The organism is Paenibacillus sp. FSL H7-0442, assembly GCF_038593105.1.
GTDB lineage: Bacteria > Bacillota > Bacilli > Paenibacillales > Paenibacillaceae > Paenibacillus > Paenibacillus polymyxa_D.
This window is the reverse complement of the sequence record NZ_CP151963.1, coordinates 2228690-2255352: the sequence shown is the minus strand read 5'-3', so window position 1 is coordinate 2255352 and position 26663 is coordinate 2228690. Positions and strand designations below refer to the sequence as shown.

Here is a 26663-nt window from a genome sequence, read left to right as displayed (position 1 = left end):
CTTAATATATATTACATATATCTTAAAGTCAAGAGTTTTCTTTTTAAATATTACCAGTTAGTTGATAATTATACGCCACTATTATATTTTTTCTCACTGGAAGAGGTGTGCTTGGTTGCATCCTTGTTTCTCTCCTCCTGTCTTTCCATCTTCAAATCCTCTACAGGAATGGCGTCTACCGTCTGCTCGATCTCAAAACGGTCGAACAAGCTTTCCTGCTCTGTCGGATACTGCTCTGCATGATCTCGATTGATCGACTGTTTCTGATGTTTAGACTCCGTTGTTCCTTTCCCCGTCTGTCCTTTCTGCTGATTCTGATCGTACAGGTTATCTTCAAATGGGGCCATTTTACTTCCCTCCCTATCGGATTGGTGTCCACAGTATACTTTTACCTTTCACATCGGGGATTAAACGCAAAAAAGAGAAAATCTCTGCAAAGATTTTCTCTACTCATGTACTTATAGATGGTTGATTGAATTATTCCGAACTGGATTGACCTGTACACTCATGAAAAAGATGAGGTTCCAGCTTCTCTCCCGTTACGAGCTTCTGCACCAGTTGAGTCCCCGAGTCGGGGGTCATTTGACCATACCAGTCCCCTTGAGGATATACGATCACAACCGCAGCATCATGACAACGCCCATTACAGCGAGTTCTGGTCGTGTGAATATATGCTTCTGCATTTTGTTTACGAATTTCATCCCGAATTGCCTGTGTAACTTCTTCACCCTCATGTCGCATACATGTGCCTCCATTGCAGATCAACACATGATGCTTCATTGGTTCTAATTCAAAAATAGCCATAGCTTCCCCTTTAATCAACAGTTGTTGGTTTTAAATCAATGTTTATCTGGATAAAGAACAAGCTGTGCTTCCATCTGATCAGCTTCAATCGTCAGCACGATAAATGAATATTCGTCTTCGCCACGTTTGTCCGTCGGAGACCCCGGATTAAGGACAAGCTGACCGTCAATCGTTTTGACCACCGGAATATGCGAATGTCCATAAATCAGACAATCCAGCGTTTCTCCCTTAAACGTATTCAATGCGATATTTTCTGTCGTTCCTCGCCAGCCGTGACCGTGAACCATACCGATCCGCTTGCCTTGGGCTTCAACGATTCGCTGATAGCCTAAACGCTCCACGATGTCCATTCCATCATTGTTTCCGGCAATGCCTTGCACAGGCGCAAACTCAGCTAGACGTTCATATACGAACCAATCCGTCCAGTCTCCGGCATGGAGAATGAGGTCACTGCCTTTTAACTCCTGTACCAGTCGACTAGGCAGTGTTTTGCCTCTGTGCGGCATATGAGTGTCTGAAAGTACGATGATTTTCATATTAATTGCTCCTTACCAGCGTCTTTACACAGATGAACTTTGTTGCCCCACGCGCTGCTGAAGTGCCTGCTCCAAATCTCGCAGCGTAACGGTCTCGAAAAACGTCTGTATTTTCTGCTCTGCCACGGTATATAAACCATCCAACAATGCGTCTATGTTCCTGCCTACCTCACAATTAAGATTGCTATCGGTGTGGATGGCGAACAACGGACCTTCATCCTTAGTCGCTTCATAGATCATTTTCAGATTGATGTTTGAACTGGACATGCTTAGACGAAAGCCGCGTGCTCCAGGCGATGAATCAACCAAACCCGCTTGCTTGAGTCGGCTCATAATCCTTCTCACAACTACCGGGTTTGTATTGATGCTGGAAGCTATAAGTGACGATATCATTCGCTCCGGTGCCCCTTCAGCCAGAAGAAGCAGACAATGGATACTAACGGAAAAATGGGTACTCATGTTAACCACCTTTATGTGTGTGCCTCATTAAATGTTTGATAAAATACTTGTTTCCATCATACCACAATAGAGGCACCAACACAGTGCTAACTGCACCTTACTCCGGAAAATAGTCATTTTCAGGACGTACTCGCACCTTTAATTGGCGCACACTATATTCCAACTGTTTTACGATATCCTCCAGTTGACGACGGTCAAGTCCATTAAGGTCGGCCGCTGGCTTGGGTGCATTTTTCAAATCACGTATGGTTGCCTGCTGCTCCTGCCACTTGTCCATCAGGTCGGCTATATTCGCATAAAAGCGTTCATAATCCTTGATCACTTCATCCAGAAAGGCATCTACCTCGTCCGGATCATAGCCCCGCATTTTATTCTTAAACTGTTTCTCATGAATGGAGAGCGCGTCCAGCTGAATGCCCAGTTGTTTAAACAACTGCTTTTGCTTATCCAGACGACGCTTCATATGTTCATCCATCGGTTATTCCCTCCTTAACACACTATTCTTTTTATATCACATTCTAGGCTGGGAATAAAAGTCTCTGCTGATTGCCCGGCCCTATGAACGGGTATAAAAGAGCATACGTGTCACTTATACAGACCACGAAGGGGAGAGATGATCATGAATCATTTGAACGATCCGCAGCTTGCAGAGCTGAAACATATGTTGTTGGAGCAGAAAAAGGATTTAGAAAAGCATTTTGAACAAAACGGTCAGGCAAACACTCAATTGGGAGAAACACTGACAGATTCCACAGGTGAGCTCTCGTCCTATGACAATCACCCCGCTGATATAGGGACAGAAACCTTTGAACGGTCCCGTGATCTGGCGATTAATGATTCGCTGCAAAACGAGCTGGAGCAAGTCAATGCAGCCCTTCAGCGGATAAAGGACGGGACGTACGGAATATGTGTGGAGAGCGGGGAAGAAATTCCTTTTGAACGGTTACAAGCCATTCCATATACAGCCTATACCGTCGAGCACACGCCAACTCGAGAATTATCGAATGACCGTCCGGTAGAGGAACAGGTCATGACTCCGCCGCCCAAGGGTGCAGGTGAGGTTCGCCAACGGAATGCAGGACGATTTGACGATGCAGGCGCATGGGACGCCGTGGAAAAATACGGTACATCGAATTCGCCTGCAACTTCCGCCAAGCGTGATGTCACAGATTATGATGAAAATATGTGATGCTCGAATGTCCAAAGACTCATTGAAAATACCTATGTATTTGTCATCTAAAAAAGCAGCTTGTCCTTTTGACAAGGCTGCTTTTTTATGTCTTCTAGGAATACGGTACACCGCTTATCCAATTTCTATCCGTTTCCGACTGCGAGCTGACTCAATACAAGCATCGATCACCTTCATATTGCTCACCGCATCTTCCGGCTCATACGGCAACGGGACACCGTCAAGCACTGCTTTAGCAAAAGCATCCGCTTGCAGTTCAAAGGAATTAAAACCTTTCAGACGTTCCTCACGCGTAACCGAACCGACGTGGACGAAAATTTGCGGTACCACAGACGTTCTTTCCCAACCGAACATTTTGGGCATCGCAATCGTACCCTTGCTACCGAGAATTTCCATGTTGGAACGATTGGCTGCCCACATGCCACAATCGAAAGTAAGATTAACTCCACCTGGAAACTCCAGCAAGCCGGAAGCCATCATATCGACGTTGTCATGCTCCGGGGAAAATAAGGCATGTACCGTCACTGCCTCTGGCTCCCGATCCAAATACATACGAGCGGCTGATATTGGATAGACGCCCACATCATATAGCGAGCCGCCGCCCATGTTTTTATTAAAGCGTACATTATCTGCCTGATCGGTATTGTTAAACGTAAACGTGCAATGGATGCCGCGAATGTCACCAATTTCCCCACTATTGATAATTTCCTTAATTCTTCGATGTTTGGGATGATAGCGATACATAAAAGCCTCTGCAAAGATCACTCCTGCACGTTGACATGCTTCAATCATGCGGCTTGTACCGGCCGAGCTAAGAGAAGATGGTTTTTCACACAAAACGTGCTTCCCAGCCTCCGCCGCCCGAATGGTCCACTCTTCATGCAGATGGTTCGGCAACGGAATGTACACCGCTCCGATTTCGGGATCAGCCAACAGTTCATCATAGCTTCCATAACTTTTTGGAATATCGAACTCCCGGGCGGCCTCAGCGGCTTTATCCGCATTACGGCTAGCAATCCCAAGCACTTCTCCGCGTTCGGATTGCTGAATCGCAGGAATTACAGCGATTTGGGCGATCTCCGCAGTGCCTAAAATTCCCCATTTCAGCTTTCTACCCATCATTCTCATCCTTTCGTGGTTAGGAATAGTTGTCTTGTTCCGCTTTATGCAGCATACCTAAGCAACGGTCCAAATCAGCTTTGACCTGCTTCTTGTACAGTCGGGCTTTCTCCTCCCCATCATCTGTAAAGTGATAGAGTACAATCTCCTGAAAATCCACGCGCGGGTCTGTTCCTTTCAATCGCTTGGTACGGTAAAAAACGCCTTCCTGTACCAGCTCATGCAGCGCCCGATAAACCTCGCTCTGAGGCGGAACATATCCAAAGCCACTAAACTCATCCTTCATCGATTCGAGCATCTGATATCCATAACCGCGATGCCTCTCCACCATTGTGATCAGATAAATTTTGATAAAAGCCCGCTGGGATATCATAAACGCCATTTTACAGCCTCCTCCACACCTTATTCGTGCACCTTACCTTCCATTATAAACCACTCTGCGTCCATACACTATTTCCTTTGATGATATGAGAGCTTATGAGAACTCTCCATCCCTTGTGACCTGTTTTAAGATGGCGAGAGACATAGAATGAGGCGATATAGAGTAGTGTGCGAAGTGCTGAGAAATGAGTTTATGGTTTACTATTATGAATTTTTCATATGTTGAAATAATATAATATCAGTTAAAAAAGTATCCCTTGGCCTTATTTCTTGGCTTTGGGATACTCTTGTGAACATATGTGATTGGATTATCAAATCAAGCTTGCTTTTGTACGGCTGGCGGACTCCCAGTCGGGCGAGGACGAACCCGAAGCCCCACGATCCATTTGCCCAGAGGCAAACGTGCCAGCAGCCATGTTCCGGCAACGGAAAAGATCATACAGAGAACGAATGAAGCCAGCATACGAAGAACGTGGCTCCAGTCTGCAAACAACGTCTCGTCAAAATAATAGGTCACACGCAGCATAAAGGCATGCATGAGATACGCTCCATAGGACAACGTTCCGATGGCCGTCAGCATACTCGCCGCACGTCCCCCCTTATGAGCAATCCACGTCGCTACCCGATAAGCTACAAAAATAGACGCGACGCAATATACAGCCATGACCGGACGCAGCAGAGACAAATAGTTAAAGGAAAGAACTGTACCTTGCGGTGTCTGGAACTGACCGATCATCTCATACAGCAAGTAGCCAGTAATTACGATAAACAACGGCCAGTATATCATTTGTGCTTTGGTTACCCATGCATTCCAACGCTTGACGTTCATCCCGGCTGCCGCTCCCAGCACAAAATAAAAGAAAAAGTAGATCACATTCCGGTCAGCGTACAGGGTAAACCAAGAGGTAATGACCGGAAGCTGGAGCTTATCCATCGCTTGGTATACGGGTCCAACGGCGAACATGAGCAAAATATATAGCACGCCGAATACAGCCAATGCAGCGGGTCGCCATGTTGATGGCAGTAGCGCAGACAAACGACGGACAGCATAACGAAACACAGGAAATAACACATAACATTGAATAATCATTACGATGTACCACAGATGATAGCTACTTTTCCCGTTCAACAGCTTCTGGAAAAAATCCAGCGGGTGAATATATCCTCCACTTTGAGCAAGCTGATTTCCCAATTCGTATAAAAGAGACCATATGATATAAGGAACGATGATGTCCAGGAATCTTTTACGTAAAAACGTTCCGTACTTTAAGGCTCCATCATAATTGTAAAATAGCACCATTCCAGTGATAAATACAAACACAGGAACTGCAAATTTGGAACACAGCAGTAAAAGTGTCATCAATACCCCGTCCTGGACGCGCGCCCCCTGCGCAACCGCATAGTGTGCGACGGAATGCTGAAGAACAACGGCCGCAAAAGCCAGCCCTCTCAGCAAAGCGACTTCGGAAATTCTCTCTTTTTGACTCATGCCACTCTCCTGTTACATCTAGCAATTTATAAATCCAGGATTTTTTCAAAATCCTCAATCTATTATAACGACAATTCTGTAAAAATATATAGAAGGTTAAACGTGCCAACGGCAAGCTTAGCATCATTTATCTCAGATTTATTCTATGATCCACAAATATGTAAAAGCAGCAGTCCTCCCTCTCGGGGAGACTGCTGCTGTAGAAACAACTCATATACAAAGGAGATAGGAAAGCCTGTTAAATCACGTTCTCAACTAGCCGTTAGGTTTTTACAGGTTCCTTCTCGTATCTGTGTATGCATCTGTACGCGGCGTGTCTGCCATCGTATCATCATACGTTCTGTAACGATCCGCATTCAGCGAACGGTTGGTGCGGAAAATATCATAAACATCCCTGTTATGGTCAGCGGAATCCACCAGCACTAAAATCTTGCCCTGATCGACGTAAGTCTCATATTGACGTGCATCATCTTCTGGAATACCCAGCCCGACCAGTCCACCGACCAAGCCACCTGCTCCCGCTCCGACAGCTGCTCCGGTAAGGGTAGCCGCGATAGGTCCAGCAGCGAGGATTGGTCCGATACCTGGAATAGCCAAGGCCCCGATGCCCGCCAGCAACCCAGCGACACCGCCTACAACGCCGCCGGTAGCCGCACCCGTCGCTACACCTTCCGGTGCTTTGGTACCTGTCTCTTCACTAATCGTCCTCAGCTCGTCACGGTCACGGGTGATCACAGAAATTTCACTGCTTGGGATTCCTTTGCTCTGCAATTGTCCTATCGCACGAGATGCTTCCTGCTCTGTATCAAAAACACCAACAATCTTCTTTTCATTATAATCGTTTAAGTTATTAGCCATGATAGTTACCTCCCAATATTTTGGTGTTGAGTGGTTCGTTTTTCATTACCCCGCTATTATGACGTTTAAACGATTTTACAAAAATTTAAAAAGTCTATTAGCATAAAACAGCTTTTATATTATTGCTTGCGCTTTGCTCTGTTGGTCGCCACAGCTTCTAGTGGATCTTCAGGCCAATAATGCTTGGGATATCTGCCTTTCAGGTCCTTTTTGACTTCAAAGTAAGCCTCGCTCCAGAAGCTGGACAAGTCGGACGTCACTTGGACAGGTCGCTGGGCAGGTGACAGTAAATGCAATACAATGGGTACGCGTCCGCGTCCAATACGGGGTGTATCCCTCATACCGAACAGCTCTTGTAGTCGTACGGCCAGCGCTGGTGCCTCAGGATTCGAATAATCGACAGGAATGCGGGAACCGCTGGGTACACGGATATGCGTCGGCGCTTCCTGATCAAGCTGCTGCCGCTGTTCCCAGTCCAGCCTGCCAAGCAGCAATGCAGCACTGTCCAGCCGTTGCAGATCGGATACGTTTTTGGCTCCTAGAGCAAAAGGCAACAGCCACGATTCCAGTGAATCCAGCAATGCCAATTCCGTGCAGTCCGGCCAGTCTTCAGGCGCTGAGAAGTGCATAAAAATCAAACGAGCCTGCAACTGGAGGGTTTGCCGATTCCATGACAACAGCTTCAGACCACGTTCACGGACACCCTGCATCAAGGCGGCAGCAACTTCCTCTGTCGGAGGTCGCTCATAGGACGTTTCCTTTAAGACGAGTGAGCCCAGTTGCAGTACCTTGCGGGCTCTCACTGCTGAGGCGGAGCTATCCCAGTATACGCTGGCTTGTTCCAGCAACAAATCGCTGCAATGCTGGGTCAGCTCTTGCAGTTCAACCGGTGCCGCCAACTGAATGGCACCATCTGCTCCCTCGTCGTCCACTTCGGCGGCGACGAGATAGGATGAACGCGACATCCACTCCACTTGTCGGAGTCGCGCCCCTCGGCCGCCGCTAAGCAAAAAACGACCATCCCCCCGACCCTGCGCAATCCGGTCCGGATACGCAAAGGCCAGCAGCAGCCCGCAGGCCGCGGAGCCGTCAGGCTCGTCCTGCGATGCGTCAGCTGTCGGCAGCGTGGCTAGCAGCTGTCGGCTCTCTTGCACGATACGGCGAATCACCGTATCGTCTGCCGACCTCAGCAGGCTGTGCGTGCTGCGGGCATGGGTCGCCTCGCGCAGGGCATCCAGCCGCGGGCGCAAATCCGTTCCGCCATGGGCGCGGAACGGGTCCCGCTCTTGCAGCAGCGCAGCCAGACGGCTGGCAATCAGGGCCAGGCCAAGGGCTGCTGCACGCAACAGCATGTGCCCGAGGCGTGGGTGCGTGCTCAGGGCGGACACCTCGCGCCCATGCGCGGTGATGACGCCTGTAGTGCCATCGGCTGCTTCATCCAGACAGCCGAGCTGGTGCAGCAGACCTGTGGCCTGGCCGTACGCGGCCTCAGGCGGGGCATCCAGCCAGGCCAGCTCGGCGGGCTCGCGCACGCCCCAGGCCGCCAGCTCCAGCGCGAGCGGGGCCAGATCCGCCGCCGCGATCTCCGGGCGGCTGGCTTCGGGGAGCGCTGCATGCTCCTGCGCGCTCCACATCCGGTAGCATACGCCCGGCTGGAGACGCCCCGCCCGTCCGCGCCGCTGGTCGGCGGAGGCCTTGGACACCTTGACGGTAGTCAAACGGCTCATGCCAGTTCGCGCGGAAAACAACGATTCCCGCGACAGTCCGCTATCGATCACCACCGTGATCCCGGCGATGGTCAAGCTGGACTCGGCAATCGAGGTGGCCAATACCACTTTTCGACTGCCCGAAGCCGATGGTCGTATTGCCTCATCCTGCTGCTCCAGCTTCATGCTGCCGTACAGCGGAATTACTTTGACGTGTGCTGGTAAATGCTTTGAAGCCAATTCTCGTTCCGTTCTATGAATTTCTCTGGCCCCTGGTAAAAACACCAGCAGATCGCCTTCATGAGCATGAAGCGCCTTTTCTACTGTCTCAGCCGTAAAGGACTCTAATGAGGTTGACGAAGGCTTGGACATATGGAAGGTTTCTACCGGAAATACGGTGCCTGGACATTTCAGTAATGGCGCATCCCCTAATAGTCTACATACAGGCTCTGCCTCCAAGGTGGCAGACATGATCAATATCTTCAAATCCGGTCGCAGCAGCGCCTGGCTTTGCAGGGCAAGTGCCAATCCCAAGTCTGCATGCAGGCTGCGCTCATGAAACTCATCAAACATAATCAGCCCGACTCCCTCCAACGCCTGATCATGTTGCAACATCCGGGTGAGTACGCCTTCCGTAACCACCTCAATCCGCGTGTTTGGCCCTACTTTTGTATCCATGCGAACCCGGTAGCCCACCGTCTTTCCGGTGGGCTCTCCCAGCGTTTTTGCCATTTGTGCTGCTGCTGCACGTGCTGCCAAACGCCTCGGCTCCAGCATAATTATCTTTTGCCCTACCAGCCACGGCTCATGCAGTAGCTCCAGCGGTGTTACCGTCGTTTTCCCCGCTCCCGGCTGTGCAATCAGTACCGCCGCCGAATGAGATTGCAGTGTATGTTTAAGCTCGGGGATCACTTGCATAATAGGCAGTTGTTTATCTGTCAATGAAATCTCTCCAATGATACGCTTGATGCGTAGAATCTAAGTTTTAGTTCTTTTATTATTGTGAATTTTTCATTACCTGTAATTATTGAATAGAAAAGGTTAAGCTGCCCTCTGGAACTTCTCCTCGGTCTGTCATACATAATTCTTCTAAATCTATTATACAGATATTTAAATTTCCCGTCTGATCATCGCGGCTATGTATGCTTCGTCTTTAGCTTCTATACCTATCGGGATGCACTCACGGCAAGATCGTTTTATAATATAGTTGATATGGATTGCTGAAGGACGGAACACAGAATCGAGGTCACTTTCGTATGGAATTACAGGCCCAACCCATCAGAGGGCGATTTGCCCCAACACCATCGGGATGGATACACTTAGGAAATGCTCGTACCGCCTTATTATCCTGGCTGCACGTTCGTTCCCTGGGCGGAACCTATATTTTGCGCATGGAAGATATTGATATGACGCGAGCTCGCAGCCAGTTGGCGCAAGGGATAATGGAAGATTTGCGCTGGATCGGTCTGAACTGGGACGAAGGACCCGACGTAGGCGGTGCCTACGGTCCCTACACTCAAAGCCAGCGGCTGGATCGCTTCCAATCTGCATTGGAGAAGCTACAGGGGCATGATTTGCTATATCCTTGTTTTTGCAGTCGGGCTGACATTCTGGCTGCCTCTCATGCTCCACATGGACTGTCTGGTGAAGGACCCGCATATTCAGGGGCATGTCGTAATCTTAGCTCTCAAGATGCCGTAGCCAAAGCACAGCATAAACTCCCTTCACTTCGCTTTAAAGTACCGCAAAGTCCAGATGCCGTTATTTCGTTTCATGATCAGGTAGCAGGTCATGTGACCTTCGGTGCGGCAGAAGGCGGCGATTTTATCGTCAAACGAGCGGACGGCATGTTTTCCTATCAGCTGGCTGTCGTTGTCGATGATGCGGATATGCATATGACCGACGTACTCCGCGGGTATGATCTTCTCGATTCAACGCCCCGTCAGCTATTGCTGTACCAAGCTTTGGGCTTGCAGCCGCCACGTTTCGCACACGTTCCCCTTGTCCTAGGCCCTGATGGACGAAGGCTGGCCAAACGACATGGTGGCGTAGCACTCCGAGCCATGCGTCGACAAGGGGTCTCACCGGAAGCAGTCATTGGCTGGCTCGCCTATTTTTCAGGGCTGCTGGATTCACCCGAGCCTGTGAAGGCAGTAGATTTAATCGATGACTTTCATTTAGACAAACTGCCCAAAGAATCCGTCATCCTGACGAAGCAATGCCTCACGAGATTATCTGCACTGCAACAGTAATGAGGTAAAGCGTAGAAATTAAAGTGTACGGGCAAGGGCCTTCCGCCCTTCGCTCCTCTTGTTTCTATTCCTCCAGTCGCTTACGCATAGCGGACTCATATTCATAAAATACAGACGACGTATTCAGCCCTCTTTCCTCCAGCAGCATACGGAGACGAAGTGATTTTTCAGTCAGCCTGCGACTGATCCGCTCTTGCTCTCCCGCCTCATGACAAGCGTGAAGCAAATCACGTAGCTGGACACATTCCTTTTGCAGGTGAAGCTCTTCCGGTAAAATGCCTGCATTCTTCAACAGCTTGTACGACATCCGCAGCTCCTCTGGAACATGTGACAAATCCTCGATCACCAGTGGCTTGCCCTCTCCCGGTAAATGATCAAATTCCCCTTTGGCCATCGCCTCCGCAATCTTCTGCTCTGCCATTCTGGAGAACATTCCCATCGACCCTTTCCACTCCTTGTATTAAGCATCCTATGTATAATCTATATTAAATAAACCCGGAGTTCTTTGCCACTGTAGCTTACATATCATTAGGATGTCTTGTATCCATAAAAGAGAAAGGGAGTTATTCTTCGATCCCCAGCAATTGAGATACTTGTACTCTATATTTTTTGGCCTTACGTGTTCCATGAATGAGATTAGACAAGCGGCTAGCAGGAATATGGTAGGTATCACAAAATGTTCTCTGATCCATTTGCCTCTCGACTAGCTTTTCTTTGATTTTCCAGCCAAAAGGGGTTACAGGATTTCGTTTGTTCAACAACGTTATCACCTCTTCATAGTATAAGGTTTAGGATTTAGGATTTTGATTGGGGTTTGGAGATTGGATTTCACGCTCTTCCTTTAGCAATATGGCATGAACTCATTTGTTAGGATTTCATTTTGTATATTTGGTATTGATTCAATAGTTCATCCAGTTTCATGGATTGTTCAATCACTTTGGGATGCGTTAAAAATCCGTATTTCTTCTGGACTTGGTACAGTCTTTTTCTGGCCCGTTCGACACGAAGTAAAGTCACACCTGGATTCATCAGCATGATTCCCCCTTCTGTGTCATATCTTAATGCAAAACGTAAATTTTTGGATTTTTTTAAAATACGCTTACCAAAAAAAAGCGCTTCTGGAATTCCAGAGGCACTTTTTTTTGGTATATGTTTATTTTCAGTTGGTTTCAAGTTGTTCAAAGTTAAACTTTGGAACCCTTATAATCGTCAGTTGTAAAGTTAGCAGAGCATTGTTTGTGTTTCTCCTCTGTTACATACCTCCAATTTGATCATTAAGTTGAATGTGACTATGCGATTGAACTGGCACAGTAGCAATAAACAAAAAACTAGTCGCGATGATCAGCAGTACCATCTTTTTCAACATTCTCTAACCACACCTTTTCAATAAGATTTAAAAAATCTGCTTTGGTTTCAAGAACCGCATAATCCCGAAAATGTAAAAACAGCCCCATACAATTTATAAAATAAGTCTCATTATTTAGTGTATGATAACTTACCATTGCATACATCAAATATTTAAAACCATCACTATATATACCTTGATGTAAATAATAATAAGCCAATTCATATCCAAAACGTGCACATTGCTCTGGTATTACTTGATTAGTATACATATCATCAAACAACGTTTCCGGCTGAGTGAGAGAACTAACTTCAGTTTCAAAACGCCGAAGTATTTTATCTACATCAATCTGATATCGGTTAGCAGCCATCAAAACATTTAGCAGTTTGGTGACCATTTCTTTATTTGTTTTATTTGTTGATGCAATGTATTCAACATAATCCGCAAGCACACCTGTATCTCCAGATAAGAGTTTATTAACGTAAGTATTACCTTCGGACCAATGTTTGTACAAATTGACCCAGTGCTGAGTATCCTCGTCTGTCTCTATGACCCAATCTAAATTAGCGTAGGCGTATGTATATTGCAGAGCTTGTTTATAATCGCCTTGAGCTTCACAGACACATGCACACAACAGGTCAGCATAAGCGATGTAACCGAATAATGGACTCCTTGTTTTCTTGCCATAATCCTTTCGCTTTTCCTGCTTATGCTTCATAGTATATTGAATTTTCGCTTTATCCCTCATTTTACAAGCTGTTGCATCAAGCTTGTCCCATTTACGTAAAGACCTATACACATTCGCCAAATCCTTTAATGCATCAAGCTGAACTATTTCATCCAGACGCTCGACATAAGGTTCAAATAGTATGGCTGCCTTGAGATTTCGGCTTTGATCAGCTCCAACTTGAATCGTGAATATACGATATTGGCAGGTGGCCAAGCGTTCAGAATGCTGATATTTCTCCACTTCTGCGACATTCTCATAGAGAGGCAGCGCAGCAGCATGTCGTCCCTGTTCAAATAATGCTTCTGCAACATCAAATAGCCTGGACGCATACAGCGGATTATCCATGATATGCCCTACCATTCGACGGATTGCATCCAGCTTGTCCAGTTCTGCACAACGATACAATAATGGCTCGATTCGCCTAAAATTCGGGGAAAGATCAATGATGTAATTTTCTATGTATAGGTCATAAAAATAGCCTTCTGGCAAATCCATAGCCACAGTAATTCGGTCCAGCTGCTGTACGGAAACAGGACGATGCTGAGTAATCCAATTACTAAGCGTTCTTTGATGTACCCCTGAATATTCGGCAAATTGACTCAACGTCATATCATTTGTTTTAGATAATACTCAAACTCCGCTGAAATCGTAGGTGTATGCTTCAAGTCATAACCACCCTTCACATAAAAATTCCATTATTTTAAAAATCACCCTCTATTCTTCTCCATAATTAACCATCTGTCAATATATTATGCAACTAATGTTCATAACGAAAATTCAGCATAACTTACACATATTGAGACATATTGGACGAACGACATCCTGAAATGATTGGATGGTTCCAAGTAAAAGGTTTCACAATGTTGACATGACTATAGCATTTCCCTATGTGCATTCTCACCAGTAAATGATATAGAGATCCCATGCAGAAACTCTGTTGGACCTTTTAATTACATGAAAAATCCCCTGATGTTGATGCAATCAAGGGATACATAGGTCATTTCTCTCGCTTTGATAATGCAAAGTTGATTATTTCTCCAGTCACAATTCCTGTCAAAATTGCATAGATTCCCATAGCGCTCATCTTATACCCCAAAGCGTAAAATAAGCCTATACCTATTGCGTAGCTCAATAAAATCGCTGCATAACGCCTTAGAAACTTACTCATGAAAATGCTCATAAGCAACTCCCCGGTTAATTTTATACTTCAATTATTGTAAAAGTTTGGTATCAATTATCAACACAAATTCCGTAATTGTTTCTCCTAGCTGTGAATATCCTTCCGACCGCATTCTCTAACTTTGTGCCTCTTCATTCTAGACAGATTGCATTGCTGATATCGAGTATTTGCGCGTCATTGCGAACCACACATACTTTCGTCCCATGATCAGCGCGGCTAATTTCCATCACATATGCTTTTTTCAGCCCTTTGTTGACCACAAGCAATCATTAAATATTCAAAAATAAATCTATAATGTTGATAGAGTGCATTAAAGTTGAAAAAAGTGGAGTTTAAAATTATGACTATATAGATGATACGGTTTCAAAAATGCTCTCTCTGTATATGTCAATCAAGATTTCGGTGTTAATTGAGATATCTTCTGCTCATCATTCTTAGTTAAAGAACCCTTCTTTAAAATTGATTTTTTTGTTTCTGAGTAAGTATAGAGTACTGCTTGTGGAGAATCGTCACCTTTACTCACAAAGTCAAAACTTTTCCCATCTTTATGCCAAACTATAGATGAAATCAATGTAAAGTCCTTATCGGACACATGCATATAGCTCTTACGCTCAACATTGTATAGTCCGATATAACTTGAACCTAGATCACCGATTCCAAACGCAATCTTTTTTCCATCAGGCGACCAGTTATAGGCATCAATCTTTTCGCTCCCGGCTCCGTCACTATTCATCTCAAACATGTTTACAATAGTTTGAGTCCCATCGGATAAATTAATTAAAATAAGTCTACTTCCCTCGTGATCGCTTACATGAAGAGCTACCTGGTTGCTTTTAGATAATGAAAGTGAGTTAACTCTCAAAGGTCGTGGGTTGAGCTTAACGAGTTGCTCTCCGCGCTTACTTTTTATTTTCATAGAATCCACAACTTCATTGGCTTCGGCGGCTTCTTCCCCCTTAGCGTTAGTTAATTTTGCGGTAAAAGTAACGTCTTTATTTTTCCATACAATCTGTTTTCCCGAAACTACAACCTTAGATTTGTCTTGGTTATTATCATACTGAGAATAATCTAAGGTATTCACCTTTTTAACAGTTGCTCTAGATGTTTCTACAGTTGCTTTTTCGTCTACTTTTTTTACACCTTCCTTTGTGCTGTTTACCCCGGTATTATTCACTTCGGTCTGAGGTAGTTGATGATTTGAGCTTGCCTTACCACTACACCCTGAAATCACTAACATCACTATCGCACCTACAGACATAATCTGCACGAATTTCATAGTTTCCTCCTTACAATACAATGTGTCGTTATCCCTGCGTTCCCTTTTATAGTTGTTCTTCTTCTGGAATAGAGAAAAACATTTGCTTCGCCTGATCTTCAGTCGCTTCCCCCAGACGAGTTTTTTTGCCAGCTTTATCAATAGTCCCGAACGTGGTGCCACCCGGAACGCTATAATTATAATAAACTACGCCCTTTTGGATCGTTGGCATTTTGCCGCTTTGTTCAACAATTTTGTTGGTGAGGAACGGCAGGCTTGCATTTTTAGCTTCCTGTTGCAGGTTCAGCCTTGCAGACCAGAGCAGCTCTACATGCGTGTCAATGATACGATAGTAATTCACACTGTCCATGTGTTGTTCAAAAAATTCACTGGATTGGTTTTTTGGGAAGTAGCGAATATAAGCCATACTATCCCCTTCTTTACCTGACAGTACATTAACTTTGGCAATACGTGGAAGACTGTATGCACCATGACGAGCTACAGAAATATCGCTAGATTGGATTTCTTTCAGCATCTCTTCTGTCGGCTTAGCTACGTAAACTGTACGATCTGGGGCATCCCAGTACACTTGAGAACCGGACGCATCTGCAATGAAACGCAGCGGTACCATAACACGACCATTTTTCATTGCAGAAGAGGTAGACAGCGTTACTTTTTTATCACCTACCATTGTCTCTTTTTTACCAGCCACCAGTGTTGATTTTGTTCCGTTATTATCTACAGTTACCGTTTTAGAAGTATTGTTCCAGTTGATCGTTACACCAGGAATCGATCTTATCATATTCAATGCTACTAATGTGGAACCATTCTGAACATAGGGGTCTACATCCCCTGGCATGGGTACGTTATTCACTTGCACAATAATGGACTTGGAGGCTGCTCCAGAAACACCGCTAGCAAGCATACTAAAAGATATTGTTGATGCAAAAGCCGCTTTGAAAAATGTATTCATAATTATATTCACCTCAATAGTGTCTTCTTGTCAGCATTTCAAACTAAATTGAGCTTAGTAGTATCAATACATCGATTCAGTATTAGCTAGTGTTTTCTCGTCTCATTAGGAATAGGTTGGATAATATCTGTATAGGATTTCGCCTTTGCAGTGAGATCTTTTTGTTGACCTTTATCATCTTTGTATACAGCTTTGATATTTCCATGCTCATCATTAAACATCAAGATATCAGTCACCCATTGAACGTAATTATAGCTAGGTCTCTTTCCAGCACTTGATGCAATATCTTCCAGACCCCTGGATACAGTAAACTGCCAGACTGCCTTGGCCACTCCATCTTTAACTTCAACTACCGTATTACCAACATTGTTTCCATACATGTATCTGGAAGAATCCCCTCTTGGGAAAATGTAATTGTATTCTTTATTAGCCCCAGGTTTTTCTAAAGAAGAAAGCGATTTGAAAGAAAATTGAACCGGCAACGATATAGCAGCCTGACGAGCGGTTTGTAAATCTTCTGCCTGTAAGTTCTCTTGGTCTACCTTATAATTACCGTCTTGAATAAATAGAATAGACCGAAGCTTCTCATAGCTTGCCTTATAGCCAAAATTCTCCGACACAAAACGAATAGGAACCAATATCCTTCCCTGAGTTACTTGGACAGGAACATCTACCTGAACCGTTTTGTTATTTTTAAATGCTTCTTTTTTGCTGGCCGTCAACTTAATTTGATCTGTGCCTTTTGTGATGAGGGCAGATTGACTTTTACTATCCCATTGATAGGTTACCCCCAGTGAAGCAAGCGTGCGTATAGGGACCAAAACACGCCCGTCCTTAATAATAGGTGAAACATCGGTTGCTATAAACTTCCCATTCACATTCACCGCGTTAACGGATATCGGATTGGCAGCATCAGCAATCGCCCAGGATTGAAACATAAGTACGAAGAAAAACACAAACACAATAACCTTTTTCAAGATAAATTACCTCCTTTTTCAATAAGCACCCTTACATAAGACGTATGAAATAATTCGAAAGTTTCTAATCTATACCAAAAAATTCATATGTTTTGAGATGATGAGCGAAATGTAGCGTTCATGGTGTTTTTTGCCCTCCCTAATCCCTTTTCAAGGTCCTTCGCTCCGTGGGTTGCGTTAAGCGAGCGCCAGGAAAGTAGAGCGCCTTGGCCGGACGCTTTCTCCCGGCGTAGGCGCTCTAGTTATCGGCGTGAGTAGCGGCCCAGCGGTGCGTACTGGCTCTTAGGTGGCCGCTCTTGCCCCCTTAGAGCCAGTAGCATGAGCCTGTTTCCCCCACTCTTGTCCTGCTCGCTCCCTTACTTGCCGATCAGCGAGTCTATTTTTTACAGATATCCCGGCTGGTTAAAACCAGCATTTAGGGTTTCAACAGGCTCATAAAAAAAGACTCTTCCGGTTTCACAGAAACGTCCTTAATAATCTTCAACCCACAAAGATACATATATAAATAATACGTAAGCTAAAAGGAAGAACCCAATCACACTAAAAAGGATAATCCAGATAAAACGTTTTTTTAATGGAGACAGGATTTCCCCGCATCGTCTTAGGATTCTCTGACGGGTAGGCAACAACTCATATTCTAATTTCTTTATAACATGTTCTGCTTCTTCCTCATCTCTAACTAAAAGTTCACTCCATAATTGCTCATAGCGTTCTTGAATTTCTTCTTTTTTAGAACTATCTTCTAGAAAAGCCATTTAGCACCTCCATAATAATTCATTTATGTAGAAAAGATTTGGAAAATGTACAGCACCATTTTCCGAAGTTTTCTATTATCCAACCTTACACATTGCCTGCGTAACATAAAGAAAAACACAGGTTCCTTTTTGTTGGACCCGTGTTTTATCGTTTATACAATTAGCTGTGGTCGATGGATAAGGCCCCGCTTATGGTATTAGCACTGTTATATGAACACCAAAGAAATAATTTTTATTTTTATTTAAATTGTAAATGCGTACAAAAATGCGCTCACCTGTTTTAAAAGTGGAACTGGACACAGCGTTATTACTGCCTAATTCATATGCAGTAATGGTATAGCTTCCCGAATGTGGGTAATCCTCCATTCACAGCTCCTCTAATTTTTATTTCTCCTGAGCTGTTTGTAGGGAAATAGTAGTGAGTATAAATAGTGTCTCTTACACCTGAAAATTCAGCAATATAAGTACCTTGGCTGTTAATGTTCCAGAACGAGGTTGGGTACGTAATGCTGAATAACCCTAAGCTGCTTGAAGTGCTTATTTTCTTAGGATCAAGAGCAGACGTCTTATCTGTTGCTGGATCTAATATTTCGACTTTAGCATCACTCGTTGTTTCTATAACTGGTTTATTCATATTATCTACAATACCAATTTTATCTACCGCTTTTTCGTTACTTCCAGTTCCTACTGGCAGAACTTCGAGAGAAGGAGTCGCCTGATCTTTAGTTATTTGCTAGCGGCAGGAACCGAAGCGGCGGATACAGAAGCACCTAAAGCAGCAACCAAGTGTAGCAAGCATAGTAAACCATGTTTTCTACATTTGTAATTCCCTCCATCCTTTAATTTTTATTCTATTGATGTATAATCTTTGTATGCAAATAGTTACTAATCTTTTTTTGTAATTTACAACTAATTTTTTATGGTTTTTGGAATATTCATGTTAATTATACAGGTAACTTGATAGTTTTTCCAACGTATTCAATTAATCAATAGCGAATATTCCGGAATTGAGTATATAGCACTTTTTTTTGTTAAATGCGTAATTTAGGAAGATTCACCTTCCCCATGACAACTTGATTTTTCAACAATTATAATCTCGTATATTTTTTTCAGGGAGGAATTTACATGGGCTTTTTGATCTTCGTACCACAGCCTTCAGTGTCGAATAGCCTTCCGTGGAACAATGCAAAAAAGCAAAGATTTGGCCAACTGGCTGATCCCCGCTTTTCTATGTCCATTTCCGAAAAACGGCCTTATTCGGGCTTATCCTTCGGCGGCTCATGGACGTTTACTTCTCCAAAAGCTTCAGCACGTTGTCCCAATCACTCGGCAGTCGGATTTTTGCCTATTCTGCCGGCATTTCTTCGTCTTCAAATTGACTCAAAATGAACTTTCCCTTCTGTATCAATGATGACCATAAACAACCAACCCATGCCCTATTTTTTGACTGTAAAGAAGCCATTATTGCATTTCGAATGCAATGTAAGAATATCTAAAAAATAAAATACAGGCGCCATTTCTGGCGCCTGTATTTTATTCCTACCAAGGCGTTTCCGTTTTGTGTTCAATCACTTTCAATACTTTGGGTTCCAGAATCCGTTTCAATATTTCCAGCGTACGATCGTCATCAGTAGCTCCACCATGCGGATCGGCTTGGATTTGTTTTTTTGCCTGCGTACTTGCGATTATGTCCATGACTTGTTGTTTGGAAATCTTTTTAGATGCTGCGATCTCGACGACAGATGCCCCCTTTGCCAATTCTTGTTTCAAGTCTGCTGGACTCATGTGAAGTAAAGAAAAGAGCTCTTCATCGTTTAAAAAGGCATCCGCAGTATAGTCAGGCTTGCCTTTAGTCATGAAAAAGCCTTCCACGGATGGAGCAGGGCCGCCTCCGATCAGAGAAACGCTGATCGTATTCCCTTGAACGAATGCCTGATAAAACGGCGTTGTTGATCCCTTTTCGGTGTAGTTCAATATAAATGTTTTTTGGTCCGGGTTCTGCATCGGCTCCATGTTACATTCGTACTTACTGGAGCTGCCGTACAGTTTGTTAATGAGGTCATCTACTTTCGATTTGATTTCTTGATCGGTTAAGGAGATGACCGGCTTCTCCTGAGGCTCCCAATTCTCTTGGTTCACTTGTTCGATTTCACCCGTGATACCGTTCAAATCAAGTCGGACCTTTTTGCCGTGAGCTCCCTTTTCCTGCAGCACGATGCTTGTTTGAATGGCTTTCCCCTGACTTGTATTCGTGGGGTCTCCTCCAATCTGGCTGGCGTCGATAATTTCAAACGACTTGGTTTCCGGATAAGAGCGATACAACTTTTCAAGCGCTGCTTGGCCAACCGCATCCATCTTGACTTGTTGGGCTGTCATCGGTGTCCTCGTAATCATTTCAATCAGGGGAGGGGCCGCGAATGCCGCGGTTGGAATCATAATTACTGCAGCAACAATGCCGCCGATCAATCGTTTTTTCATCGTTTTTTTGCTCCTTTGCCGTTGTACGTATTGAGAATAGGATTGTTCGATTCGTTTGGAAACAGCCGGGGGACATTCCATGGTCTCTGCCTCTTGGTGCAGGTACTCGCTGATTTGACTTTCAATAGGCATTGTTCTTTTCCATCCTTTCCAACGGGAGATTTCCCAATTGTTTTCGAAGCGACTGCAGGCCGGCATGATATCTGGACTTGACTGTACCCAGCGGAATATCGAGTAATGTCGCAATCTCCTCCAGCGTATAATCGTGATAAAAGCGGAGGATGATCACCGTTCGCTGTTTATCGGTCAGCTTGTGCATGGCCCTCGATATCTCGGGGTCTGTCCCATCCATCCTCAACGTGGGCTGATCCCAATGATACTCTTCCCGAGAAAAGACACGGATGCGTTCGAAAATTCGGAATCTCCTCCAGCTTTTCACCCGGAATCTTTGCACTTGTCGGATGACCAAGCCGTGCAGCCAGAAGTGGAAAGGACGATTCGGATCGTAGTTGGGAAGCGAGGTCCACATTTGCATGTAGATCTCATTCATAATATCTTCGCGATCCTGCGGATGGTCCACCAGAAAAGAGACGGTCCGGTAGACATCCTTGTAGGTGGCATCATACAACGTATGAAACGCCTGCTGATCTCCTTCGATCATTTTTGTGAGCACGTGGTACATAGATTCACTTTGCATTCAGAGGGCCCTCCTGAGTAAGCAGCTTACACCCTATATTGTCGCTCGATGGAAAAAAGGTTCGGTTTTTTATGTTTTCGGTTGGGAGCCTATGGATTGTAAGAAGGCGAGCAGCGGCATGAAAGCGTGGAAGACATGTTGTTCTTCCGTCAGACTGCACGGTGAGCTCAAGGAATTAGGCCTTTGCAGGAGCTATCTGATCAAACCCAATAAAGATGAGTTCTGAACAATAAAGTTGAGTTCTAACTGAAAAAAATACAATAAAGTTGTGTTCTCAAAATTAAAGAGACCCGACGGTAGGTTACATCATAAGAACTCTTTTAGAGCAATAAGGGTAATTGATAATTAATTCAAAACTCAATATTATTGTATATGCTCGAATGAAAATGATGATTTTGTGAGACCAAGAACTCTACTTTATTGTCCGTAGAGGGTTACAGAAGAAAACACCATTTTTTTTTACTCTAGGATCTCCAAAAGAAAAAGTGATCGATGTTATGGGTACTTCAACGTCAATCATAGAAACTCATGGTCTATAGCAATAATGAGGTTATACTATAAATCTTAGTTATTGACTGACAGGTTACTTAATCAATTTAGGAGTGGCAATAATGGTGAAACAAAACTTAGAATATATCTCTCAATTGATCTATGACACATACAATATTTCTCTTTTTATTTTCAAGAATAAAAGTCATCGTATTACTAGAAGTGGAAAACAGCTAAGACATCCTCTTTTTGATTCAATAGAAACATTTATAAACAGGCTCATTCAACCTGGCGATCAACAAAACGTTCCTTTGATTAGAATAACAAACTATCTAGAAACGCTCATTGTATTTCATTCATCTTCCACAGAAACGATAATAATCGGACCTTTCACTTCCTTTGAGGTTACCGAGAACACCGTAAATGGTATTATGCATGATCATCAAATATCCTCTAGTTATCAGCAAGAGTTATGCCATTATTACAGTCAATTAGAGCTGTTAAACCAAAAACAAATTGTATCGCTTTGTTCACTCACGTATTTTTTAATCTACCAAGAGCCTATGGATGAAGAAATAGTGAGATCTCAATTAATGAATTTTAACGAAATTGAACCCACTCATATTGAACAAGCAATACGGCATCTTCGTCTGGAAACGTCTTTTCATTTAGACCATAAAACTGAGCAGAAAATATGGCAATATGTGAAAGAAGGCAAGAAGGAAAAGCTGTTACAGCATTTAGAATCAATTGAAATGGAGGGATTGAGTCAACTTTCGAAAAAAAGCCACCTTCGTAACATTAAAAATCAAATCATCATTTATATTGCACTTGCGACGAGGGCAGCTATTGAAGGCGGTCTTTATCCTGAAATTGCCTATACAATGAGCGATATTAGCATTCAAAAAGTTGAAGAAACGTTTGACCTACAAAAAGTTTTATTAATTGGTGATAACTTATTATTTTCATTAGTTGACCGTATGAATGAAAATAGGGAAAGTGCACATTCTAAGGCTGTGAATACTTGTAAAAACTATATATTCAATCATATATTTGAACAAATTTCGATAAAGGATTTAGCAGACCTCGTCCATTTAAATCCAGTTTATTTATCGCAGCTCTTTAAAAAAGAAACAAACAAACCTATCGGAAAATATATCCAAGAAGAAAAAATAAAAGAAGCACAAAAATTATTGATCCAAACGGACTATTCTGTAGCCGACATTTGTATGTTGCTTCATTTCAATAACCAAAGCCACTTTTCAAGCCTATTTAAAAAATTTACGGGTGTAACACCAAATCAGTACCGAAAAAATACACTCAATCATTAATTGATTGTTCACGAAAAAAACTGCTAATCCATTGCAGATTAGCAGTTTTTTCTTATTAGATGCGTCTATCTCTCCATTAACCCATACCTATTAATAGCATAGATCGCAATATGCACCATCTATTTCATTTAAGGTATTAAGCGTTAATAATGACACCGCCATCTACATTGATTGTTTGTCCCGTAATGTGTCTAGAGTCTTCACTCGCTAAAAACAGTACGACAGGTGCAATATCCTCGTAAGGCGTGCCAAATCTTCTTATAGCAGTTTGTGAGAAACCTAAATAAAGTGGATCTCGTTGACCTTCAGGCATTTGGTCTAAATATGCTTGAATCGCATCTGTAATGGCACCTGGGTTTACGACATTTACATTAATATTGTCAGGTCCCCATTCACGCGCAGCTACTCTCGAAAGACCACGAATTGCTTCTTTAATCGCTGCATATGCTGCATAGCCTTCTTGTCCTTCATTCCCACTTCCAGAGCCAAAGTTAATGATTTTACCACCATTTTCTTTCAGGTATGGATAGCAAAGTTTCATAAAGTCCCATGTTGTAACAAGACCCGTCTGGTAGCTTCGTTCTAGAGTCTCCCGCGTATGATCTAAGAACGAATGAGGTGGCTCAATCGCCATCGCTAAATTTACTAAAATATCTACAGTTTGATATTGTGCAACCGTATCGGAAATAAATGCTGTTGACTCTTTAAGATCAGTAGCATCAAATGCTTTTGCAAATACATCTGCACCTTTGCTTTTACATAATTCAGTAGTTTCGTTAAGCCCTTCTGCATTGATATCACATAATGCCAATTTAGCACCTTCTTCTGCAAAACGAAGTGCAATATATTTACCTAATCCGCCACCTGCCCCAGTAATAACAGCAACTTTTCCAACTATTTTGTTCATAATGTCTTCTCCTTCTTTGCTAACAATTGCTTTAAAATCGATGAAGTAGCCTGTTAGTCAATAACAAAGATTTGTAGTACGGTTTCATTTTAAGCAAATTTTTTAGTGTAAAATATGCATTTTTAAAGATTTTTATAAGGATTTATAGGATGTTTACTTTTTGTTATTTCAAAATATTTAATTTATTTTATCAGGGTTACGTAAGACAATTGAAAGTGCAATTCGTAATGGAAAAGTAAAATCCAGTTTGGAAACAATCAATAATACTCCTGTTTTTAAAATCTTATTTTTGTGCTTAACGATGTAAATGCAATACCTAGAGTCATCCCTTATACCACAATCGGGCGCATTTGTGGAGTAACGCAGGATGAGTACTATTTTTTCTAATGAATAAATTTAAAATTATGGAATTTAGTACACAACTTTATTGTATGTACACACTATCAGCACCAAATATTAAGTTGGCTATAATTTTGTATATAAATCTGTTGGAGTGTAATGGACATGGCCGCAACCAATTTTAGAACTGAAAAATTACTAAAGGAGCTGGAGGCTCTTTTCCAAAATTGATTGAGTCACTTGCAGAGTAAATGGGATCAGAACACCAGACCACTTCAACCTTGAAGTGGTCTTTTTTGTATAGAGAAGAATCTTAAGCTCTACAGGAATGTTTAGCGCAACAAGGCAGCTGATCCATGAGTCTGTGGTCAGCCAATCTATGGATGGAAACTTTTTCAAGTCCACCCGCGTCTAACATACAAATAGAGATTGCTGGTATGCATTCGGAAAGAACGTTGCCATCATGAGAACAGGAGTGGATACTATGAAAAAGCTTCTATGCACATTCGCCGTCATCGGTGCATTATCCGTCGGTACAACCGCGTTCGCCACCGTGGATATTGGCATTACGGTGAGGAGCAAGCCGATCGCGACCGACAGTCCCCCCATCTACGATCAGGGACTGGTGCTCGTGCCGATCCGAGCTGTCTCCGAAGCACTGGGCGCCGCCGTCGATTGGGATGCGAAAACGGACACCGTGGTCGTCCGAAAATGGTCGCAGACGATTAAGCTGACCGTCGGGAAGAAGACGGCCGCGACCGAGACGTTTGGGAATAACTCGTCCTCGTCGGGTCCGATTTCGCTCGACGTGCCAGCGAAGGCCGTCCATAATCGCGTCTATGTGCCTCTGCGCTTCGTCTCCGAGCAGTACGGCTACAAGGTGGAATGGAAAAACAACACTGTCGCCATCGAGTCGCCACTCTCCGATAAGCAGCGGGACGCGCTCTATACCGGCGATCTGGCCGCAAGCAGGAATCTGGCCATGGAAGCGATGTTCTCTGGAACCCATTACGAGCATACGCCACTGCGGACGCTCCACGAATCCGAGGACTACAGCACCGCCTTCCTCTTTCCCGAAGGAGAGGCACTCCGCTTCTTCACCATCGAGGGCAACGAGACGGCGACCTATTACGAATACAAGGACGATTTCCTTGTCGCGACATGGCAGGCCCATTTTGACGGAAGCATTGGAGATAGCTTTCAACTGCTGCTGGAGGAAAAGCTGAAGGACCGTACGGGTCGGACGCCGAAAATCGACAAGCCGCTGGTATTCTACAGCAGAGGCATTGCCGGAGATTCCAGCACGGAGGAAAGCGGCCTGATCGGACTGGACGGGAAGGTCACCCGGATCGGCTTCGAGCATACAGTCGGCGGTTCCGTGACCGACTCGTCTGGAAAGCTAACCGTGACGCAGCCGGACGAGGTGCGCAAGGAGGTCGTTCCCATCCCGCAAAATTAACAGCCTCAACGGATGTTCAAGTCTATTGCTTCTATCAGGAGGCGCCGGTAGGCAAAAAGGGATGGGATAAGATTATAAGTTCTTGTCCTTTTCGGATACCGATACATGTCTTGGGAAAGAACATGTATCACGAAAAAAACAAAAATCCGCGAAATCCGCGAACCCGATACGTAATATGTTCTTATCCTCCGACACATCCGTCAGGAGCATCGGAGAATTAACTGAATAGACCAGTGAGTCTTGGCGTTTAGCATGATTTTTTCGGATAAAAAATAAGTTGGGGCTACCGTGTGGCGCAGCCTCTTCGAAGTTAAACTAACGTTCTCCGTTAGCTTAGTCTTTTCTCAGGTTTCGAACAGGTTGTCCCCGTACTATGAATTTCTTAACATCTGTAGACTGGAATTGCTTAATAAAAGCGGGTATCATCTCATGAACGCGCACCGGATTTTGATGTTAGTCTTGTCTCTGCTCAATGCTCAAAAGGTCGACAATAGACTTGACATAGGAACGGGCGAGTCCACTTGTCATCGAGATGTGAACACCACCTGTTCCAAGCTTCTCTAAGAAGCCTTCGTTCATGACGACGCTTTCGACAGATGCATCATCTCATAAAATGGTTGCAACAATTCCCCTGCTCATTACTGTCTCAACCGGCCGGGACGCCAGCTGTGCGCCCTGAGCAACTAGGAAAAAATTAATGCTACTCTCTTTCCTCGAACCAGCGCTCGAAGCGTTCGATGTTGGCCTGTAAATCAGCGCGGAATTGCTGTAACCCACCGATCTTCTGGTCAGCCTCTGCGAGATGCTACCGCAGGATAGAGATGACTTTCTGCTTAGGTTGTACTCCACTAGGGTCAATGAAATAGAGATCAATAACGTCCCTTATTTCTTCCAGGCTGGCGGTTGATGTTGGTTTACAGCATAGTACAGAATATAATGACTGGGCTCCTTTCAT

27 protein-coding genes and 1 pseudogene are annotated in these 26663 nt (G+C 44.1%); 5 read left to right on the top strand and 23 right to left on the bottom strand.

The features are described 5' to 3' along the window. Positions 1 to 68: 68 nt before the first annotated feature. The 5 genes from MHH57_RS10385 to MHH57_RS10365 form a co-directional block, all read right to left on the bottom strand. Complete coding sequence (locus MHH57_RS10385; RefSeq protein ID WP_342435067.1) at positions 69 to 347, bottom strand: hypothetical protein; 279 nt, start codon at positions 345 to 347, stop codon at positions 69 to 71. A 130-nt stretch (positions 348 to 477) separates the two neighbouring features. Continuing rightward, complete coding sequence (locus MHH57_RS10380) at positions 478 to 804, bottom strand: (2Fe-2S) ferredoxin domain-containing protein (protein WP_061830316.1); 327 nt, start codon at positions 802 to 804, stop codon at positions 478 to 480. A 35-nt stretch (positions 805 to 839) separates the two neighbouring features. After that, positions 840 to 1340 carry a metallophosphoesterase family protein gene (locus MHH57_RS10375; RefSeq protein WP_342435066.1) on the bottom strand — a complete coding sequence of 167 codons (501 nt, stop codon included), beginning with the start codon at positions 1338 to 1340 and terminating at the stop codon, positions 840 to 842. 24 nt (positions 1341 to 1364) lie between these two features. Further along, entirely contained in the window at positions 1365 to 1799 is a 435-nt protein-coding gene (locus tag MHH57_RS10370) for an Rrf2 family transcriptional regulator (RefSeq protein ID WP_342435065.1), read from the bottom strand. A 97-nt stretch (positions 1800 to 1896) separates the two neighbouring features. After that, positions 1897 to 2274 carry a DivIVA domain-containing protein gene (locus MHH57_RS10365; RefSeq protein WP_023988297.1) on the bottom strand — a complete coding sequence of 126 codons (378 nt, stop codon included), beginning with the start codon at positions 2272 to 2274 and terminating at the stop codon, positions 1897 to 1899. 144 nt (positions 2275 to 2418) lie between these two features. On the opposite strand from MHH57_RS10365, the gene MHH57_RS10360 reads away from it, so the two are divergent. Then, positions 2419 to 2988 (top strand): TraR/DksA C4-type zinc finger protein, encoded by a 570-nt coding sequence (locus MHH57_RS10360; RefSeq protein ID WP_340955275.1) that lies wholly within the window; start codon positions 2419 to 2421, stop codon positions 2986 to 2988. 114 nt (positions 2989 to 3102) lie between these two features. Here the strand turns inward: MHH57_RS10360 and MHH57_RS10355 are convergent, their stop codons facing one another. From MHH57_RS10355 to hrpB, 5 genes are all read right to left on the bottom strand, one after another. Beyond that, on the bottom strand, positions 3103 to 4107 hold the full coding sequence (locus MHH57_RS10355; RefSeq protein WP_061830313.1) for a Gfo/Idh/MocA family oxidoreductase: 1005 nt from the start codon (positions 4105 to 4107) through the stop codon (positions 3103 to 3105). 19 nt (positions 4108 to 4126) lie between these two features. Then, a complete protein-coding gene (locus MHH57_RS10350) occupies positions 4127 to 4489 on the bottom strand; it encodes a helix-turn-helix transcriptional regulator (protein ID WP_013310011.1) in 363 nt (120 codons plus the stop codon). A 315-nt stretch (positions 4490 to 4804) separates the two neighbouring features. Further along, complete coding sequence (locus MHH57_RS10345; RefSeq protein WP_029519036.1) at positions 4805 to 5977, bottom strand: acyltransferase; 1173 nt, start codon at positions 5975 to 5977, stop codon at positions 4805 to 4807. Between the two features lie 270 nt (positions 5978 to 6247). Continuing rightward, complete coding sequence (locus MHH57_RS10340; RefSeq protein ID WP_307350046.1) at positions 6248 to 6835, bottom strand: general stress protein; 588 nt, start codon at positions 6833 to 6835, stop codon at positions 6248 to 6250. A 119-nt stretch (positions 6836 to 6954) separates the two neighbouring features. Next, a complete protein-coding gene (gene hrpB / locus MHH57_RS10335; RefSeq protein WP_342435064.1) occupies positions 6955 to 9483 on the bottom strand; it encodes an ATP-dependent helicase HrpB in 2529 nt (842 codons plus the stop codon). Positions 9484 to 9797: 314 nt separating this feature from the next. On the opposite strand from hrpB, the gene gluQRS reads away from it, so the two are divergent. Then, complete coding sequence (gene gluQRS / locus MHH57_RS10330; protein WP_069010245.1) at positions 9798 to 10793, top strand: tRNA glutamyl-Q(34) synthetase GluQRS; 996 nt, start codon at positions 9798 to 9800, stop codon at positions 10791 to 10793. Positions 10794 to 10857: 64 nt separating this feature from the next. Here the strand turns inward: gluQRS and MHH57_RS10325 are convergent, their stop codons facing one another. From MHH57_RS10325 to MHH57_RS10280, 10 genes and pseudogenes are all read right to left on the bottom strand, one after another. Then, the gene (locus tag MHH57_RS10325) at positions 10858 to 11232 is read right to left on the bottom strand and encodes a DnaJ family domain-containing protein (RefSeq protein ID WP_342435063.1); all 375 of its coding nucleotides are present in this window, start codon (positions 11230 to 11232) and stop codon (positions 10858 to 10860) included. Between the two features lie 124 nt (positions 11233 to 11356). Further along, on the bottom strand, positions 11357 to 11551 hold the full coding sequence (locus MHH57_RS10320) for a Rha family transcriptional regulator (RefSeq protein WP_029517081.1): 195 nt from the start codon (positions 11549 to 11551) through the stop codon (positions 11357 to 11359). 109 nt (positions 11552 to 11660) lie between these two features. Continuing rightward, positions 11661 to 11828: an aspartyl-phosphate phosphatase Spo0E family protein gene (locus MHH57_RS10315; protein ID WP_071558834.1), complete on the bottom strand. Its 168-nt coding sequence runs from the start codon at positions 11826 to 11828 to the stop codon at positions 11661 to 11663. 293 nt (positions 11829 to 12121) lie between these two features. Then, positions 12122 to 13533 (bottom strand): annotated as a pseudogene (locus MHH57_RS10310) (helix-turn-helix transcriptional regulator). Positions 13534 to 13865: 332 nt separating this feature from the next. Continuing rightward, entirely contained in the window at positions 13866 to 14048 is a 183-nt protein-coding gene (locus MHH57_RS10305; protein WP_069010248.1) for a hypothetical protein, read from the bottom strand. A gap of 391 nt (positions 14049 to 14439) precedes the next feature. Beyond that, on the bottom strand, positions 14440 to 15324 hold the full coding sequence (locus tag MHH57_RS10300; RefSeq protein WP_342435062.1) for a protein tolB: 885 nt from the start codon (positions 15322 to 15324) through the stop codon (positions 14440 to 14442). A gap of 46 nt (positions 15325 to 15370) precedes the next feature. After that, positions 15371 to 16276, bottom strand: a complete 906-nt coding sequence (locus MHH57_RS10295) for a copper amine oxidase N-terminal domain-containing protein (RefSeq protein ID WP_069010250.1) — start codon at positions 16274 to 16276, stop codon at positions 15371 to 15373. An 86-nt stretch (positions 16277 to 16362) separates the two neighbouring features. Then, a complete protein-coding gene (locus MHH57_RS10290; protein ID WP_340955265.1) occupies positions 16363 to 17253 on the bottom strand; it encodes a copper amine oxidase N-terminal domain-containing protein in 891 nt (296 codons plus the stop codon). Positions 17254 to 17723: 470 nt separating this feature from the next. After that, positions 17724 to 18008 (bottom strand): hypothetical protein, encoded by a 285-nt coding sequence (locus tag MHH57_RS10285; protein WP_029517074.1) that lies wholly within the window; start codon positions 18006 to 18008, stop codon positions 17724 to 17726. Positions 18009 to 18327: 319 nt separating this feature from the next. Continuing rightward, a complete protein-coding gene (locus MHH57_RS10280; RefSeq protein WP_340955261.1) occupies positions 18328 to 18642 on the bottom strand; it encodes a hypothetical protein in 315 nt (104 codons plus the stop codon). A gap of 491 nt (positions 18643 to 19133) precedes the next feature. On the opposite strand from MHH57_RS10280, the gene MHH57_RS10275 reads away from it, so the two are divergent. Next, the gene (locus tag MHH57_RS10275; RefSeq protein ID WP_029517073.1) at positions 19134 to 19397 is read left to right on the top strand and encodes a hypothetical protein; all 264 of its coding nucleotides are present in this window, start codon (positions 19134 to 19136) and stop codon (positions 19395 to 19397) included. A 150-nt stretch (positions 19398 to 19547) separates the two neighbouring features. Here MHH57_RS10275 and MHH57_RS10270 read toward each other — a convergent pair whose 3' ends face one another. Next, complete coding sequence (locus MHH57_RS10270) at positions 19548 to 20618, bottom strand: hypothetical protein (RefSeq protein ID WP_342435061.1); 1071 nt, start codon at positions 20616 to 20618, stop codon at positions 19548 to 19550. Next, positions 20608 to 21183 (bottom strand): sigma-70 family RNA polymerase sigma factor, encoded by a 576-nt coding sequence (locus MHH57_RS10265; RefSeq protein WP_341039267.1) that lies wholly within the window; start codon positions 21181 to 21183, stop codon positions 20608 to 20610. Before MHH57_RS10265 ends, MHH57_RS10270 begins: the two co-directional genes overlap by 11 nt. 611 nt (positions 21184 to 21794) lie before the next feature. Between MHH57_RS10265 and MHH57_RS10260 the strand changes: the two genes are divergently transcribed. Further along, positions 21795 to 23003: a helix-turn-helix domain-containing protein gene (locus tag MHH57_RS10260; protein WP_342435060.1), complete on the top strand. Its 1209-nt coding sequence runs from the start codon at positions 21795 to 21797 to the stop codon at positions 23001 to 23003. Between the two features lie 136 nt (positions 23004 to 23139). On the opposite strand, the gene MHH57_RS10255 is transcribed toward MHH57_RS10260, so the two are convergent. Continuing rightward, positions 23140 to 23910, bottom strand: coding sequence for an SDR family oxidoreductase (locus MHH57_RS10255; RefSeq protein ID WP_069011427.1), 771 nt, complete (start codon positions 23908 to 23910; stop codon positions 23140 to 23142). A gap of 823 nt (positions 23911 to 24733) precedes the next feature. Between MHH57_RS10255 and MHH57_RS10250 the strand changes: the two genes are divergently transcribed. Next, positions 24734 to 25708 carry a stalk domain-containing protein gene (locus MHH57_RS10250; RefSeq protein WP_342435059.1) on the top strand — a complete coding sequence of 325 codons (975 nt, stop codon included), beginning with the start codon at positions 24734 to 24736 and terminating at the stop codon, positions 25706 to 25708. Positions 25709 to 26663: the final 955 nt, after the last annotated feature.